The organism is Anaerotruncus sp. DFI.9.16, assembly GCF_024461615.1.
GTDB classification, from domain to species: Bacteria; Bacillota; Clostridia; order Oscillospirales; family Ruminococcaceae; genus Anaerotruncus; species Anaerotruncus massiliensis.
In genome coordinates this window covers 34228-49549 of the sequence record NZ_JANFZX010000005.1, presented here as the reverse complement: position 1 = coordinate 49549, position 15322 = coordinate 34228, and the positions used below count along the sequence as shown (strand labels likewise).

At 54.2% G+C, this 15322-nt stretch carries 21 protein-coding genes and 1 pseudogene; all 22 read left to right on the top strand.

What is annotated here, in order from left to right; genetic code table 11:
• The first annotated feature begins 370 nt into the window (after positions 1-370).
• The 22 genes and pseudogenes from NE609_RS03965 (at position 371) to NE609_RS03865 (ending at position 15304) form a co-directional block, all read left to right on the top strand.
• Positions 371-1486: a hypothetical protein gene (locus NE609_RS03965; protein ID WP_256151809.1), complete on the top strand. Its 1116-nt coding sequence runs from the start codon at positions 371-373 to the stop codon at positions 1484-1486.
• Between the two features lie 14 nt (positions 1487-1500).
• Entirely contained in the window at positions 1501-2883 is a 1383-nt protein-coding gene (locus tag NE609_RS03960) for a DUF6138 family protein (protein WP_256151808.1), read from the top strand.
• A 12-nt stretch (positions 2884-2895) separates the two neighbouring features.
• Positions 2896-3129 (top strand): Imm17 family immunity protein, encoded by a 234-nt coding sequence (locus NE609_RS03955; RefSeq protein WP_087170178.1) that lies wholly within the window; start codon positions 2896-2898, stop codon positions 3127-3129.
• A gap of 13 nt (positions 3130-3142) precedes the next feature.
• Positions 3143-3355 (top strand): hypothetical protein, encoded by a 213-nt coding sequence (locus NE609_RS03950; protein WP_055270385.1) that lies wholly within the window; start codon positions 3143-3145, stop codon positions 3353-3355.
• Positions 3352-3747, top strand: coding sequence for a hypothetical protein (locus NE609_RS03945; protein WP_256151807.1), 396 nt, complete (start codon positions 3352-3354; stop codon positions 3745-3747). Before NE609_RS03950 ends, NE609_RS03945 begins: the two co-directional genes overlap by 4 nt.
• Positions 3748-3812: 65 nt before the next feature.
• Positions 3813-4325 (top strand): hypothetical protein, encoded by a 513-nt coding sequence (locus NE609_RS03940; protein ID WP_256151806.1) that lies wholly within the window; start codon positions 3813-3815, stop codon positions 4323-4325.
• Between the two features lie 12 nt (positions 4326-4337).
• Positions 4338-4682: a hypothetical protein gene (locus NE609_RS03935; protein ID WP_148316778.1), complete on the top strand. Its 345-nt coding sequence runs from the start codon at positions 4338-4340 to the stop codon at positions 4680-4682.
• Positions 4683-4689: 7 nt separating this feature from the next.
• Complete coding sequence (locus NE609_RS03930) at positions 4690-5769, top strand: ankyrin repeat domain-containing protein (RefSeq protein WP_256151805.1); 1080 nt, start codon at positions 4690-4692, stop codon at positions 5767-5769.
• Between the two features lie 4 nt (positions 5770-5773).
• Positions 5774-6394 carry a hypothetical protein gene (locus tag NE609_RS03925; protein WP_256151804.1) on the top strand — a complete coding sequence of 207 codons (621 nt, stop codon included), beginning with the start codon at positions 5774-5776 and terminating at the stop codon, positions 6392-6394.
• Positions 6395-6539: 145 nt separating this feature from the next.
• Positions 6540-6998 carry a hypothetical protein gene (locus NE609_RS03920; RefSeq protein ID WP_370867131.1) on the top strand — a complete coding sequence of 153 codons (459 nt, stop codon included), beginning with the start codon at positions 6540-6542 and terminating at the stop codon, positions 6996-6998.
• Positions 6999-7012: 14 nt separating this feature from the next.
• Positions 7013-7852, top strand: coding sequence for a DUF2262 domain-containing protein (locus tag NE609_RS03915; RefSeq protein ID WP_256151802.1), 840 nt, complete (start codon positions 7013-7015; stop codon positions 7850-7852).
• Between the two features lie 13 nt (positions 7853-7865).
• Positions 7866-8369 (top strand): DUF2004 domain-containing protein, encoded by a 504-nt coding sequence (locus NE609_RS03910; protein ID WP_256151801.1) that lies wholly within the window; start codon positions 7866-7868, stop codon positions 8367-8369.
• A gap of 11 nt (positions 8370-8380) precedes the next feature.
• On the top strand, positions 8381-8935 hold the full coding sequence (locus NE609_RS03905; RefSeq protein WP_256151800.1) for an SUKH-3 domain-containing protein: 555 nt from the start codon (positions 8381-8383) through the stop codon (positions 8933-8935).
• Complete coding sequence (locus NE609_RS03900; RefSeq protein ID WP_256151799.1) at positions 8932-9936, top strand: DKNYY domain-containing protein; 1005 nt, start codon at positions 8932-8934, stop codon at positions 9934-9936. The genes NE609_RS03905 and NE609_RS03900 overlap by 4 nt, the downstream gene beginning before the upstream one ends.
• 16 nt (positions 9937-9952) lie before the next feature.
• Positions 9953-10498: a hypothetical protein gene (locus tag NE609_RS03895; RefSeq protein ID WP_204801843.1), complete on the top strand. Its 546-nt coding sequence runs from the start codon at positions 9953-9955 to the stop codon at positions 10496-10498.
• A 16-nt stretch (positions 10499-10514) separates the two neighbouring features.
• Positions 10515-10841, top strand: coding sequence for a DUF5713 family protein (locus NE609_RS03890; protein WP_193536958.1), 327 nt, complete (start codon positions 10515-10517; stop codon positions 10839-10841).
• A 5-nt stretch (positions 10842-10846) separates the two neighbouring features.
• A pseudogene (locus NE609_RS17735) lies at positions 10847-11035 on the top strand (DUF4241 domain-containing protein); the annotation flags it as partial.
• Positions 11036-11057: 22 nt separating this feature from the next.
• Positions 11058-11294, top strand: coding sequence for a hypothetical protein (locus NE609_RS03885; RefSeq protein ID WP_256173856.1), 237 nt, complete (start codon positions 11058-11060; stop codon positions 11292-11294).
• 15 nt (positions 11295-11309) lie between these two features.
• The gene (locus tag NE609_RS03880) at positions 11310-12791 is read left to right on the top strand and encodes a hypothetical protein (RefSeq protein ID WP_256151798.1); all 1482 of its coding nucleotides are present in this window, start codon (positions 11310-11312) and stop codon (positions 12789-12791) included.
• A 14-nt stretch (positions 12792-12805) separates the two neighbouring features.
• The gene (locus NE609_RS03875) at positions 12806-13978 is read left to right on the top strand and encodes a hypothetical protein (protein WP_256151797.1); all 1173 of its coding nucleotides are present in this window, start codon (positions 12806-12808) and stop codon (positions 13976-13978) included.
• Between the two features lie 10 nt (positions 13979-13988).
• Positions 13989-14858 carry an NADAR family protein gene (locus NE609_RS03870; RefSeq protein ID WP_256151796.1) on the top strand — a complete coding sequence of 290 codons (870 nt, stop codon included), beginning with the start codon at positions 13989-13991 and terminating at the stop codon, positions 14856-14858.
• Positions 14846-15304, top strand: a complete 459-nt coding sequence (locus tag NE609_RS03865; protein WP_256151795.1) for a C-GCAxxG-C-C family protein — start codon at positions 14846-14848, stop codon at positions 15302-15304. The genes NE609_RS03870 and NE609_RS03865 overlap by 13 nt, the downstream gene beginning before the upstream one ends.
• Positions 15305-15322: the final 18 nt, after the last annotated feature.

Below are 15322 nucleotides of genomic sequence, written 5' to 3'. Positions count from 1 at the left end.
CTAATAAATGGCGTATACGCATAATTTTATAAATGTTTCTATAGCAAATCACTTTACGATATGGTATACTTGCATTAAAATCAGGTTCTTTTATGAGAAAAGATGATAAAAATGCTGCTTCTCTGCAAAATGAACTTGACCAACCAATTCAGTACTATTCCCTTTGCATATGTAAAGCGAGGTTTTGATGAGAAATCATTTCAGGTGGTATTCCATCTTTTGGATAGAAAAAAGGGTGAAATCTATCGAGAAAACTACATCCGCTGGGATGCGGTTTTGTTTTGATGTTTCTTTTACGCCTTGCGTCCGCCTGTCCTTGTGACGAAGCGCCGCAGGGCATTTTTTATCTTCCTGAAAGGGGTCAAAGAATATGAGTCTGAAATATACCTGCCCCAGCTGTGGAACCCCCTTGGGCTATGAGGGATTGTGCTGGAAATGCAAATCTGAACAGGAGCGGAAGGCTGCTCTTGCCTGGACGTCGGAACAAGTTGCTGAAAAGCAAAGAAACCTGATCCAGAACATTCAGCGGCTGGCGGAGATGGAAGACCCGGAGTTCACCGACTTCTGGCAGCTGCTTAGCTACCATAATGCCATCACTCCGGAGATTCAGCGGGCGGCACTGGCCGTAGAGGTGTTCTGGCCGTGTGAAATCTATTATCACGCTCCCGCCGATGTGCGGGATGGTCTGATTCATGCGCTGTTGTCTGCGGAATATTCCAGCGCGGCTTCTAACCTGATGAGTTGCCTTGCTATGCAGGGAGATGACAAGGCAATGGAGACGCTGCTGGAGCTGGAGCGAAATCCCCGGCCCTGGCGCAAGGGCCTCTATGTGGACCCATCCAGCTATGCACAGATCGGCGGCTGGACCTTCGACAAGGAGGGCCAGAAAATCCAGCTCAACTTCGACACCTGTTATCCTATGGTCAAGGGAACCGCTGGCGAGAAATCTCCCGTCCGCATCGGTCGGCCCCGGGAGGACACCTGCCCCCACTGTGGCGGGCGGATGGTGGACATGCTGGTGCTGGATGGCCGGGACGAGCGGCTGAGGTTCCTGGGGCTGGATGGTGTCCTGACTGCCACCTGCTGCCCCAACTGTGTGGGATTTTTGAAAGGTCCAGCCTTTAACAGTTTTACCCTGGATGGCGGCGTGGAAGTCTTTCCCTCCGAGCTCTTTGACGGAGCGGAGAAAACGGATTGCTATGTCAGTCCCGAGGACTACAAGGCCCTCACGGAAAATCCCTTTGTGCTGGGCGAAGCGCCTGTGCCCCTGTTTTACGGTGCGGCCTGCCAGGATGTGAACACGGTGGGTGGCTTTGCCAACTGGGTACAGGACGCGGAATATACGACCTGCCCCCACTGCGGGAAACCTATGAAATATCTGGCCCAGATTCAGTGGGATACGGTGTTTGACTGTGCGGAGGGGACGCTCTATGTGGAGTTCTGCCCGGACTGCCATATCGTATCCATGCAGCATCAGCAGACCTGAGAGGAGACCTTGCCATGAGTTTGCCAAAGCGTGACGGCGTACATGACCGTTACTATCTGATCCACAAGCCGGACACTTCACCGGAGGTACTGGCAGAGGCGGATCTCTGCATTCAGGATGTGCTGAACGGCACCGCCCGTGAAAATCACTCCGCCTACCCGACCGCGGTGCGAAACCACAACGGGACGCCATTTCTCCCTGATCAGCTGCTGGAGCGGTATCTGACCGAGCTGCCGTTGAAAGGATTTCCCTGTGAGGATGCTGTCTCTCTCTGCGACGCCATGCGGCGGCTGGCGGGCTGGCAGGAGATCCGCTATGCGTTGGAGAAGTACATAGAAAAGCAGGTGCAGGAACGCTACTTCCTTGTAGGAGAGCGTGAAGATGGGTTTACCGTCTTTCCACCCTGCACAGTGCGGCCGGAATTGCAAACGGAAGATGTAGACGAAGGGCTGCTGCGATTTGCCTGCTATGTGGCGGTCTGCCATACAGTGTATGGGCAGAGTTTTGAATCCCTCACCACCGAACACATCCTCGGCCTGGTTTCCCAGCTCCGCCCTGATATGGTAAAGGAACTGAAAACGGCTGGCAGCGGCAAATTGCCGCCTAACATCCAAAAGCGGAAAACAAAGCACCTAACCGCCTCGGCCAACGATGCCTTTGCCACCATCCGAATCACCGCCAAGGATTCCACGGAGGAGTGCTATGATGAAGCCCTGGACTATCTATGCGCGGTACTGGAGCAGGAGGAATTCCCTCGCAGTTACTCAGTGGAGTTTAGAGGAAAAGAAAAACTCTATCTGCCCATTCCCGGATTGCCCAAGAAGGGAGTCAATCAGCTCTTTGCCTGTGCTGTGCAACACCCCAATCTGCATCCGGCTATAGAGCGATACGCTCGTCTGGCTATGCGGGAGTATGAGTGGTACCAAAACCTCGCGGATGAAGCCTGCGCGATGCCCGGCTCTTTCGCTGTGTTCGCTCTTGGATTAGAGGGAGAACAATGGGCACCGCTGGTGGCGGAGTATCTGGATCTCTGCGACGACGAGCACTCCTCACTGCAAGCAAAATTCCTTCATGCCTTGATCCGGAAGTTTGGTTTCCAACCATGGACGCTGGGGGTATTGGTGCGGGGCACTTTATCTATGCAGTGGCTTGAGCCTGCTAAGGAATTCAGCCGCCTGATTGCCAATGCGGAAAGTCTGGATGCACTGCTGGCAGTCAAGCACCGCTTTTCTGCTTATCTTCTGTCGGAAGAAAACAAAGACCCGAAATTCCGGGCTATCGCTTGGCAGAGTCTGCTCCGGGCCATTTGGGGCACATCTTCCGAAAACGGTGGCAGCAAGGTTATCAAGTCAGCACCGAAGGAACTGAAAGAGAAATATCAGCAAGTGTTTGCGTAAGGAGGGTACAGAATGAACAGCGAGCAGATCACGGCTTTTTTACAGGAGCATTGGTATATTGCCTCAGTGATCATTGGGGTCGTGATTTTGATTGGAGCAATCCGCAACTGGAACTGGCTCTGCGACCCTACCGGCAAGCCGGATTCTCACCGCTATGGACGCGGCTCCCGGCGGGTGATCTTCTTCCTGCTGGGTGTCCTTCTGATCGTGGTGAGCATCTGGGGATTCGTGCTGAAATTGCAATAAAAGGAGCGATCCCATGACCCAAGAAGAACAGATCCGCCTCTATCGGCTGATGGAAAAGCTCAACTGGTTTTTCCATCAAGAGATGCACTACCTGGATCGGGAAACGGCGGAAAAGACCGCACGAGAGTGTTACCCGGAAATTCGAGATTTTACATACGATATTTTATGGAACGACCTGCCCAAAGAGGTCCAGGAGCAGCTCATGGACGAGGAGGAATCCCTATGAGTACGCTGATTTGCTCTTTTGATGGTCTGCACGACAACAGAGTCCTGCGCTACTACGCTGACTTTGAAGCCCACATCCTGCACATGGATACCCAGACCGAGGCCGGAGAGAAAGTATCCGTTCACTTTACTGGCCTGCTGGCCCACTGGTTTGAAAATGTGGTTCAGGACAACATCCTCTTCGGCATGGATGAGATCAGCGTGGACGCTTTTTTTGAACAGAATAAAGACCTGCTGAGCGGGACCATCTCTTACGGCTTTCCCGCCTGCTGCAGCATCGAGGAACTGCGGGAGCGCATGGATCGGGAGCACATCCGGGTATTTGTCATTGATTCTTCCCTTGGGCTGTGTGGATTTGTATTGGCTCAGGAGGTGGAACTGCAATGTCCATAACTGCCTATAAAGTGGAAGCCGTCGGTCATGGCCGAACCGGCGAAGACTATGGCTATGTAAATATCATGTACCGCTATGGCAACAAGCAGTCCTGTCCCCGGCCAGATCAATGTGAAAAGATAGAGGTCATGTGGGCGGATGAGAGCGTCTACGGGCCGCCTGCTCCTGGCAGCAAGGTGGGCGACTTTATAAAGACATGGCTGATGGGCTCCTGGGACTGCGGAGTATTTACCCACCGGGAGATTGCCCAGCGGCTCATGGATATCTTCACCGGTCTGAAGCTCAAGGAGCTGGCGTGGTTTGAGAACCCCAGAGAAAAGACTTTGAAAAATGGTAAACCCCGTGCGCGCCGGGCCAAGTGGCTGCCGGAGCGTGAGGTGGATCTGGTGTATCTCTACTCCGACCACTATCGTGACGCAAGAAATCCGGTTCCCGCTGAAACCGACTTTTTCACGGTCACAAGGTCGGACGCCTGGGGCGTAAGCACCTGGTTCATGTGTACCCCGGAGGCCGCCGAGAAACTGATCGCCATGGATTACGACAATCTGGCCGTCGAGGAGACCACTATTGTGGGATAGGAGTGATGCAGCATGATTGGGACAGATGAAAACCGGGCGGTGCTCCATGTGGAGGTCATCTTCTGGGGCGGCAAGAGAAAGTCTCCCCCCAGCCTGGTCAGTGGAAAGTATCGTCCCCATTTTGTTGTCACAGGAACCAATGAATATCTGGGTGTGTGCTTCCTGGATGGAACGGAGCGTTGTGCATTTGATGAAACGGCTTTGGGGAATGCTCAGCCCCTCTACCCGGACACTGTGGACTACGGCCCGCTGGAAAACAATGCGGAATTTTTGATCTATGAGGGAGCCAATGTCGTTGGTAAGGGCCGGGTGCTGGGCCGGACGATACCATATAAAGTAAAGCCACAACGAAAGTAGGTGCCTTATGTACCAAATTGCATATATTGGCCGCTGGGAGACCCTCCCGGAAACGGCTGCCGCCATCTGTGACCATGATACTCCCAAGCTGGAGGCGTTGCTCCAGGGCGGTCTGGATTTGGATGTTCCCATCCAGCTCAGCGAATACATCAAGCTGATGCCATTGGAGATCGCGGTTTTTCGGAATGATGTGCCCATGATCCACTTCCTGCTGGAGCATGGAGCTGATCCCAGTCTGGCAGAGGAACAGCCCCTGCTGCTCACCGCCGCCCGCTGCTGCGGGCCGGAGGTGGTGGCGCTCTTTGCTGGACAGGCCGCAAAACTCAGCCTGAAGCAGAAAGAGCGGGCCTTCCAGGAAGTGCGCTGGGGCAAGCGCCCGGAGAATATCCAGGTGCTGGAGCAAGCCGGGATCACTGTGGACAAGTTTGGCAGCGAGGCATTCCGGGCGGCGGTGTCCGATGGACAGGCCGAGCTTGCCAAACTGCTGCTGGAAAAAGGGGCGGATATCAATTACCACAAGCCGGACATGGTGTTCCCTTACGCCTCCACCCCTGTCACCGAGGCCGCCCGCTCCAACAATTTCTCCATGGTGCGCTGGCTGGTGGAACAGGGAGCGGATATCACCCTTGTTGACAAATACGGTGACCGTCCCTACAGTGTGGCAGTTCAAAACAAGAATCAAGAGATGGCCGACTACCTGAAGGCCCTGGAGCCAGAGGAATGGCACAACGAGCAGGAAAAGATCCGGCAGCTCATGCCCTACAAGCTACCCGCCAAGCTGGTGGAATACTTGAAGACCGGCCCCCTGCGGCTGGAGTTTCCGGATCAGGAATGGGTGAAGTGGGCGGAGCTCTACTCCTTCATGGATGTGCAGGAGATGACCTGGAAACGGAAGAAGCTGCTCTCCCTCATGGTGCAGATGGACAACTACAGCGACTACCTGCTGCTGTGGAGCCCCAGGGACAAAAAGCTGTGGTATCTGGACATCGAGCATGAGGAATTCCACCCTCTGGCCAAATGGGATGACTTCATCGCAGATCCCGGCCGGTATCTGAACGGGATGATTGAAGGCGAGTTTGAGGAGTAAAGCCATGACATCAATAGACTTTCTGAACAAGGTACATAAAAGCCTGGACTCGCAGGAATATAACCTCTCTTATTCTCCGGCCAAGTCCAAGAATTATATGTTGTACTGCAACGGCAACTTTATCGGCGGCCTGTTCGATGAGGAGCTGTGCTTCGTTTATACCGACAGTGTGAGCGAGCTGCTGGGGCAGCCGGACCCCGTCTATCGCGGATACTCCAGCACCGCCCAGCACAGGATGCTGGTGATCCCGGAGGAACACTGGGCGAAGGCGCTGAAATTGCTCTATGCTGAGAAATTTGACTGGAGCCGGTTGGTGTACGACATCACATACACCAGCATTGGCGCGGCTGTGGTGGAGGACTTCTACGACGAGAATGTGGTATTCCTGCGCTTCTGCTTTGAAAAGGAACTGCTGAAAAAGAACCCTCTGGACCGACAGGGCCGTATCCTTAGAATGGTCTATCTCAATCAGGATCTGACAACAGCGGGCAAATATCTATTCCCCAGACTGCTGCAAAAGTTCCTTGTTTTTACAGATCGCAAAGGAAAAACCAGTCTGGAAACCATGCTGAAACGGTGGTACACCGCGCTGGAGAAGGAGTACCGCAGCCAGATAACGGAATAAGGAGGGCGGCAACATGACAGAAGAAAACAGAACCTATATCACCCATCTCAAGGTCACGGATGTCCCGTGGCACCGGCTCACCACCGCCTATGGCCGGGGGACAGAGTTTCCCGCACACCTGACAGTGCTGGAGCAGATGCGTGATTTGGCGTCTGTCAAAAAGTCCCTCTATGAGCTCACCACCAACATGGAGCACCAGAGTACCCTGTGGCACACTACCCCCTTTGGCATGGTGTTCCTGTGCCGAATTCTGGAGAAGGCCATCGCAGAGAGCGGGCAGAACCCTGTGGCCCATTTCCTGGCCGGGGAACTGCTGGACTTCTTCTCCTGCATCCTCCAGTGCTTCCACGACGGGGATGAGATGGAACACGCCGAGCCGCTGCCAATGTTCTCCGATCTGCTGAGGGAAGAATACCTGTGGTCGGAGGAATACGACGAGGAAGAAGATGAGATGCGCTACGAGGAGGACGAGGTCTTCCCCGATGACCTGTTCTATAGCTTCTATTACTACTCCTGGCAGGCGGTGAAAGCCTACCAGGATGTATTGGAGCAAGTCCCGGCAGAGTTTTCCAAGCCCGCTGCCGAGGTACTGAAACTGCTGTAAAGGAGGCTGCACCGATGTTTGAAGAATTCTATGAGATGTACGAGCCCGAGGAGCAGGAAGTGGTCGCTCTGATCAATCGCTGCATTGGGGGCGGATATAACTGGAAAGGCAAGTTTTGGGAAATGACCGTTGTGACGCTGGGTATCGTGTTCTGTGACACCGGCAAGGTCAGCACCAAAGAGGAGCGGCTGGAGTGGCCGGTCACCGAGGAGGAACGCAATAGCGATAAGGGCTGGGGACGCTTTGGCAAGGAGCAGATCTGCCGCCTGAAGATCCGCCGGATGAAGGAAGAATGGGCAAAGGACCTGGTGGTGCAGCCCTGGTGTATCTCCCAGGTGGTCAAGGCCCACGAGGACTGCCCGGAACTCCAGGCCGTTCTGGAGGAATACCACAAGCCGGTGGTGATCCAGGACCAGGTGCTGGGAGAACTGACACTGGACAAGGACTATGATACCTTCGAGGGCGAAATCCAGTGGTGCGGAAAGGATGTGAGCCTTTCTCTGGAAGTCAATGCCGAGAGCAAGCCCTCCTGGACCCGCGCTCGCAGTGCCGCCAAGAAGCTGCTGGCCGACTGTGACACCTGGGACAAGGCCATGCGGGAGCTTGCAGCCAAGAACCTGACCGAGCTGGCCAACAACTGGCTCTCCCAAGATGAGGAAAACCCCCGCAATCCGAAAACCGACCCCATCACAGAGGACGAACTGGCCCAACGGATCAGCCTGACGAGTCTGTCCGTCACCTCCGGCGGCAGCTTCACTGCCTGGTTTGACTGCGACGAGATGTTCACCGACCATGCGGTGACGGTCTACGGCTCCTTGAAAAAGGGCCTCAAAACTGCCAACATTGAGGGGTAAGGAGGATAACATTATGAAACTGAGCTGTAAACGCATTGATTTTACATATACCCCTGGCGAGGAAATCTTCACCTTTCCCGATGATTCGGGACTACCCTTTATCTTCGATGTAGAGGAAGAACTGACCGGCGATCCTGCTGCCATGGATGCGGTGGGAAAAATGCTGGATGAGGCGGAGAAATTGGCGGAGAAGGCCAAAGCCGCTATCAAAGCGGCGCTGGCGGATGAGGACAGCCCCTATCACAGCCTCGTGACGTACTTCATGCAGTTCCACCGGGATGAGGTGCCCCCTGAGATCGCGGCGGAACTATTTCCGGGAACCGACCCATCCAAGCTGTCCTTTGCCGAGATGGTGGACTTTTTGAAGCTCAAGCGGTTCGGCAGTCTGGTAGATGACGAGATGAATCAACAAGTTTTCATTATGGATCTGTCCTTCAACCCGGAGATCACCGACGAGCTGTTGGTGATCTACTTTGACTTGAACCAGGAGATTTTCTGTATTACTCATGAAAGCTGAGGAGATACCCTATGATCAAAGAACGCATCTCCATCTCCGGCGATCTCAAAAGCAAGATCAATCAGCTGATGGAGTACGCCGGATGGCAGGAAGGGCGAAAAGTGGACATCTCCATTGCGGAAAAGTATTACGCCGAGCATGGTGCCCCGATGATGAAGTCCACCCAGCGGTTTTACCGCAAGTATTTCGGCCTGTGCTGTGAGTGGTATCTGGAGCAGAAAAAACTGAGCTGGGCGGCTGACTTCCAATTTGCTTTGTTCCCTTACCTGGTCAACGGGATCAAAAATCATTTGGAAGAAGCCTATTTTCGGGATATGTCCGGCTGTGAACTGGCAGAGGTTGAACAGGCTGCCGGTGAAAAATGCCAGCCCATCGGTCATATCGGCTACTACTACCCGGCGGAGGTTTGGATCTCTGAGTACGGGAAACTGTATGCGAAATATGAGTACCAGGATGAGATTGAGTGCTTTCCAGATGTGTTTGCCCTGATTGAGCGGGACCTGCGGCAGTGTAAATTTGATTCCGCTGCCATGAAAACGGTTGAGGCACTGGATGGGAAGCTATGAAACAGGACTTTACTATTTGGCGCAATCAAATATTGCAGAATCTGCGGGACATTTCACCGCTGAAATTCGGAATATCGCAGGATGAGGTCATAGAAATCTTCGGGAATCCTGATGCTGTTTCCACCATGAGAAGCGACGGAAAACCTTTGATTCTCAAATATCATGACATTGAACTGCATTTCGACAGAAAGGCCCCTCATGGGCTCTACTTAGTTTACAGCGACGATGAGATCGAGCTGAGCATAACAGATCATCACGAAGAACTGCTGCAGCCGATCACCAGAACAGAGCCGGTGGACAATGAGTTTTTCCTTCAAGATGGAGCCGTCTATTTCTCCGGCCTATATGAAAACGGCTTGTTGAAGGGTGTTTCGCCCAAAGACTTCTGCTGCTGGCATTACTGGGGCAAATCCTCTACGGCCTGCTTTCTCGGCGGGATTCGCCTGCGTGGAGCAGACCCGGCATCGTTTCGGGTGTTAAACTATGCCTACGCGATGGACAAAACAGCCGTCTACACTACCAGCGGGAGAATCCCAGATGTAGAGCTGGCAACCTTCCAGGTGTTGGACAATGGCCAGAACGATTCGGGCGCGCCACAGGGATATGCAAAGGACAGCCGGCAGGTCTACTTCCACAACGGAGACGGCAAGGTTAAGATCATCAAAGGCGCGGGAGTTTCCTCTTTCCGCTCGTTGGGCGACACCTATTTTGCCAGGGATGAGAAACGGATCTATGCTTACGGTAAGCAGCTTCCCAAGGCGGATCTTCCCTCATGGGAATTGCTCAGTCACTGGTATTCCCGCGATGCCAGGCGGGTGTACTACCTCAACCGGGAGATTAAGGGGGCGGATCGGGACAGTTTTACGGTATGCACCCCGCCAGACGCACCACCGCTTGCCGATCATCTGGCCCGTGACAAGGAACATTTTTACCAAAACGATGAGATGATTGAAGAACCACTGTGGCTGGAAAGGCTACATGAGTTAGAAGCAGAACAGTAGACGGAGGAAAACGGCTATGGATTATTTGAAGGCACTGCATGAAAACCCCGATTTGGCAGAGAAGTTTGATTCCCTTTTTGACTTCTTCCTGCTGGATGAGTTGTCCCCAAGGGATGATGCGGAAGGCCGATACACCTTCTCACTGCCCGGTATGGCCTTTGCCAGAGATGGCTCAGGCGGTGAATACCATTTGCTGGAGGATGGCTCCATCGGCTATAACGGCAGCGAAGGTCAAGCGGGGCGTCTGGCTGAGAACATGGATGCTCTCTTTTCTCTGCTGGTAAACAGTATTTGCTGGCATGACTATTGTAACGCAAAGGAGTATGTGGATTTCAAAACATTGGAGGAATATGGGCAACGGCAGCGCGGCATCATCTTGGAAGATGTTGACGCGGACAGTTGGCGGCGGCTATCCGATGCTCTTGGTATCCCTACCGGTGAGCCACTGGCTCCGGTTCTGGAGCGATTCCGCAAAGCAACACAGCGTGAGCCTCTGTACCAGTGTATATTCCATGAGGACGATGGAAGTTTGACCGAATCAGATGGCTTGATGTTTGAATGAGAAAGGAGCAATCCCTATGAAAGCATTTGACCCCAATTACAAACTGCTGGACGAGATGTATCAGGACGATTACTATCCTGCTTTTCTGGTAGACAAGGTAAAGGACGAACTCCAAAAAGTCATCGACCTGCTGGAGAGCGGCGAAACCGACACCGAAGTGGTGCAGGAAAAGCTGGATGAGGCGGTCTGCGGCATCAATGATCTCCAGGAGGAGTTTGACGAGAACGACAGTGAGATCGAAACGGTGGCCCGGGACTGCATCGGCGTCACTGTAGACTACATTTTGAAGTGGTTTGGCATTCCCATTGATATGGAGGAGGCCATCCGGGAAAGGGACTGGTGAACCTCATGGCAGAAAAAGAATTGGCCGTCTGTGATGAGTGTGGCAGCCTGTTTTTCAAAGGCTCCTCACAGATGATGGGACTGTGCCCGGAATGCGCCCATGTCCTCTATGGCTACCCAAATTGTCCCCATCGTTTCCTGAATGGCCGGTGTGTGAACTGCTGCTGGGACGGCTCTAAGAGCGAGTACATCAAGTCACTGAAAAGAGATTGATCCTATGTCTTGGGAATATGAAACCTTTGGCCCAGACGGTCAATGCAAATTGTTCGGTGTGAACATCTTTGACTACGACTGGCAAACCACCGGCAAGCGAGTAAAAGTCAAAGACCCGATCTATCACCAAGACCATACCTTCGAGGTCTGGCAGGTGGAGATTGACGGGCAGATCCACCGCTTTGCCGCCGGGGAGTTCTCCAACTGTGTATGGGGATTCTATCTGGAAAAGAACGGATGAGAGGAGCGTGGCGCCGTGAAAGCCAACGCCGGAGAGGTCTATACAGTCTATAACCAATATCTGAAACGCTACACCGCCTGCCAGGTGGCCTATATTGCGCCGCCGGACACGGTGAGCAAAGAATCTTGGGCGGTGGTCCTCTCTCTGGATTGGGTGGGCGACGCCCCTCTGACTGCGGAGGAACTGCCCCATCTCCGCCCGCTCTACAAGGACTTCATGTACTGGCCCCGTGACCTTCACCTGCTGCGGGTGCCGTTGGAGGTCCCGCCCCAGTATAAACTGGTGGGCACACTGCCGCCCTTCACCGACCAGCCCTGCCGCTCCTATGGCGGCTGGAGTGACGGCTATGATATGTATCTCCAGATCCGGTGGCAGGCCATTCCGGAGGAACGGCGGCGGGCCTTCAAGGAGGCCATGGACAGTGACGAGCAAACGGAGATCGGCGGTATCCCGGTAAAGGTCAGCAGCCATCGGGTGACGGACCAGTACGAACCATTCGATTCGGCGCTGGAACTAAAGGCGCTGCCCTGTCTCTCCGAACTCATCTGCGAGCGGTGGCACCCGGATCTGCTGGAGTTTTTGCGAGAAAACCCCTTTGTTGATGAAGTTACTTTGCTGAACCACGGTCAGAGGACACTTGATCTGCGAGGCACCAGCATCAGAAAGCTGATGCTGGATATGACCGGGCTGGAGGAACTGTGGCTGTGTGAGGGAACGGAGCTACTCCTGTTCCAGAACAAGGGGCCGGACGCCTGTGCCATCCATGCCCCCGAAGATGGCAGCGGTTTGACCCTCCAATTTATCGGGGAATACCGCCCGCACACGGAACTGCCGAACCTACGGGGGCTGCATGGCATCGAGCTGAAGGACTTTGATCTGACCGGGCTGGCTGCTGTCCATCCCCACCTGAAGGAACTGCGGCTCTGGGGCGCGCCGGGAAACCTGGGGAACTTCTCCGCCGTGGAAGGGTTCCGAGAATTGACGAACCTCTCCACCTTCGACCTGTTCGGCTTCGGCGCAGCTGACATCCCCACCCCGGAGCAGATGCCGGAGCTTCGCTGGTTCTGGATGACCAGTCTGCCGGAGGATGCGGCAAAAGTGGCAAAACAGCTCTGGAAAAGCAAGCCGGGAATGGATTTGTGGATCACCAAACCACGAAAACCGGAGTGGCTGGCGCAGAATCTGGACAATCCTTTCCGAGGTTGGGACGGTGCTGAACACATTCCTGCCGCTGCTGCGAAAAAGGCAGCCAATCAATACCGCAAGACCCGTTCCCAGCTGATGAAGCTGGCCGCTGAGCCGGGCGAAGACTCCCAGACTCAGGCACTGGAGGCGGTGGAAGCCTACACCCAAACCTTCAACAAGATGGGCTTTATCGAAACCGAGGAGCGGGATGAAATTTATATGGCCCTGCGGGGTATCCTGGATGCCCTGCCGGGTGATGCGCTCCAGAAAGATTCCATGATTGAGAAGTTTGATGAACTTCGTGATTTTTGAGGAGAACGAGTAACATGATAGAGTTCAGCAAGGATCATAGCTCGGCATGGATGGAAATGATGTCGGCCTATCAGGTTTTTCGGGCAAAGCTGTTTGATTGGGCCCATGAACCAGATCAAAAAAAGCAAAAGGATTTGCTGCTGGAGCTGGACTCTTGGGAGAATCGTGATATTCACAGAAGAATGCTGGTAGTAAATCTTCTGCGCAGCACAGAGATGTGGGACGAAAAAGCCCTCCTCTTAGTTCTGAAAGAACTGACAGCGATTGCCCTACAGGAACAGGATGAGATTGCCGCTTATGCGCGAATGGCATTGTCTAAAATCAAAGACCAGTCAGAGCGACTTACCATTGCCGATGAGGTGCTTCGTCTGGCAGCTGTCGAGGGCGAAAAGCCGGAGCCTGATCCTGTTATATTCCACAACGGCTGCCTGCTGCTGTTTGATTTGCACTGTGAAGCAGAGTTCTCGCAGTATGTAGATCGGTATGCGAATCTGATAGATCAGGCATACGGTTTAGATGAAAAAGACCTGACGGAGATGAAAAAAAGCTGTCCGCCGAGCCTTGAATGGAAAGGAGTGTGTGGGCGCATGAGCCGAATCATCGATGAACCCTATTTCACCCATAGTGCCTACAGCGCCTTCACCACCGGCATCCAGGTAAAATGCCCCAAGTGCCATGGCGCGGGTGTGGTGACAGCGGACGATGACAACGCCTATTTCCGCTGCTTGAGCTGCGGCCATCAGGAGACCCGCGACCGGACGATCTACCGCTATGATGTCCATAACCAGTGCAAAAACTGCGGCAGGTACTATCGGGTGGATATTGAAGATGGGGCAAGGCAGCACTTTCCCGTTCTCCATGTGGCCTGCCCCTATTGCGGGGCAACCATGCCGGGCGAAGTACATAAGACGGCGGAGGCTTTCTCCTATGGTGCAGAGATTCAGGGCGGCAAGGACCCCTGGTTCGGCCTGGAACTGTGGTTTTTGACCTCATTCCAGGGGAAGCCGGTCTGGGCCCTCAACCGGGAGCACCTTGCCTATCTGATCGGCTATCTCAGTGCCGACCTGCGAGAAAAGCCATCGGGAAGCCAGAAAAAGACCCAGGCAGATCATCTCCCCACATTCATGAAAACCGCAAAGAACCGGGAGCGGATCGTGAAGCTGCTGAAGAAGCTGCAAGAGAAATGAGGAAAACAATATGGCACTACAAGATAAGAAAATCATGCCTCCCCCTTGGCTGGCCCACCGGGAGATCGAGCGATACTCCATTGGCTGGCGCATGGGCTATGGGGAGGATTACATATACCGATTTGGCGATTGGCTGGACACCCTCTCCCCGGAGGAGCGGACGGAATACCGCACCCTCTTTCCCGAGCCTGTGACCTGGAAGGGCTGGTGGGATGACGAGGACAGCAGCGAGATGCTGGAGCATGGTGACTTCTTGGTGGATGCGTGGCAGCCGGAAGGCCAGCCCAAGTACACCCGCCAGTGGCTCCAGCAGGAGTTTGCCGCCGGGCGGAAGCGGGAGCTGTGCCTGTTCTGGGGCCATCAGCCTTCCGAGGACGGCCAGCTGACAAAAAGCTGCCTCAGCCAGTGGTGGATGGAGGACTTCTATACGACGGCTGACTCCTACCTCTGCATGGAGCAGTATATGATGGCTGCCAAGGCCGAGCTGTTTGGTGACAAAGAGATCCGAGACCAGATTTTGAAATGCAGCGACCAAAAGCAGATCAAGGCCCTGGGCCGCAAGGTGCGGGGCTTTGATCAGAAGGTATGGGACAAGTTCAAGTACGCCATTGTGCTGCTTGGCAACTGGCACAAATTCAGCCAGAACCGCGAACTGCGGGAGTTTCTCCTTTCCACCGGGGACAGCGTGCTGGTGGAGGCCAGCCCCTATGATGCCATCTGGGGCATCCGCCTCGCGGCCAGCTCCCCGGAGGCTCAGGACCCCATGAAGTGGCGGGGACAAAATCTGCTGGGCTTTGCGCTGATGGAAGTGCGGGACGCGCTGCGCCGGGTGACAGAGAACGAAATGCTTTGCGATTGGAGTATGGTATGGCAACAATGAAACTCTATGAACTGGTCAACCACTACCACATCGGCACGGAACTGACCTGCGCCGAGGCGATGTTCATGGCCTGCAATGAATATTACCATCTGAATTTGTCCGAGGAGACCAGGAAAATGTTCTCCGTCATGGGCCTTGGGATGCAGACCGAGCACTCCTGCTGCGGCGCCTTTACTGTGGCGGTGGGGATTATCGGTCTGATGACCGCAAAAGAAGGTCAGACGGATGTGAGCAACATGGAAGGCTACCAGATGATTGCTGAATTGACGGACTTCATGCTGGGCTTCTATGGAACGCTCCACTGCGTCGAGCTGCAAAAGCTGGAGATCGTGGGGGTTGAGAATCCCTGCCACGCTATTGTGGAGGCTCTGGCCAAGAAGTTGGAGGAGTTGCTGGCGGGCCGCAGGATTTTCCAGTCGATAAATGGGGGACAGCTCAGTTCCTGATATGCTGGAAAGGGAGGG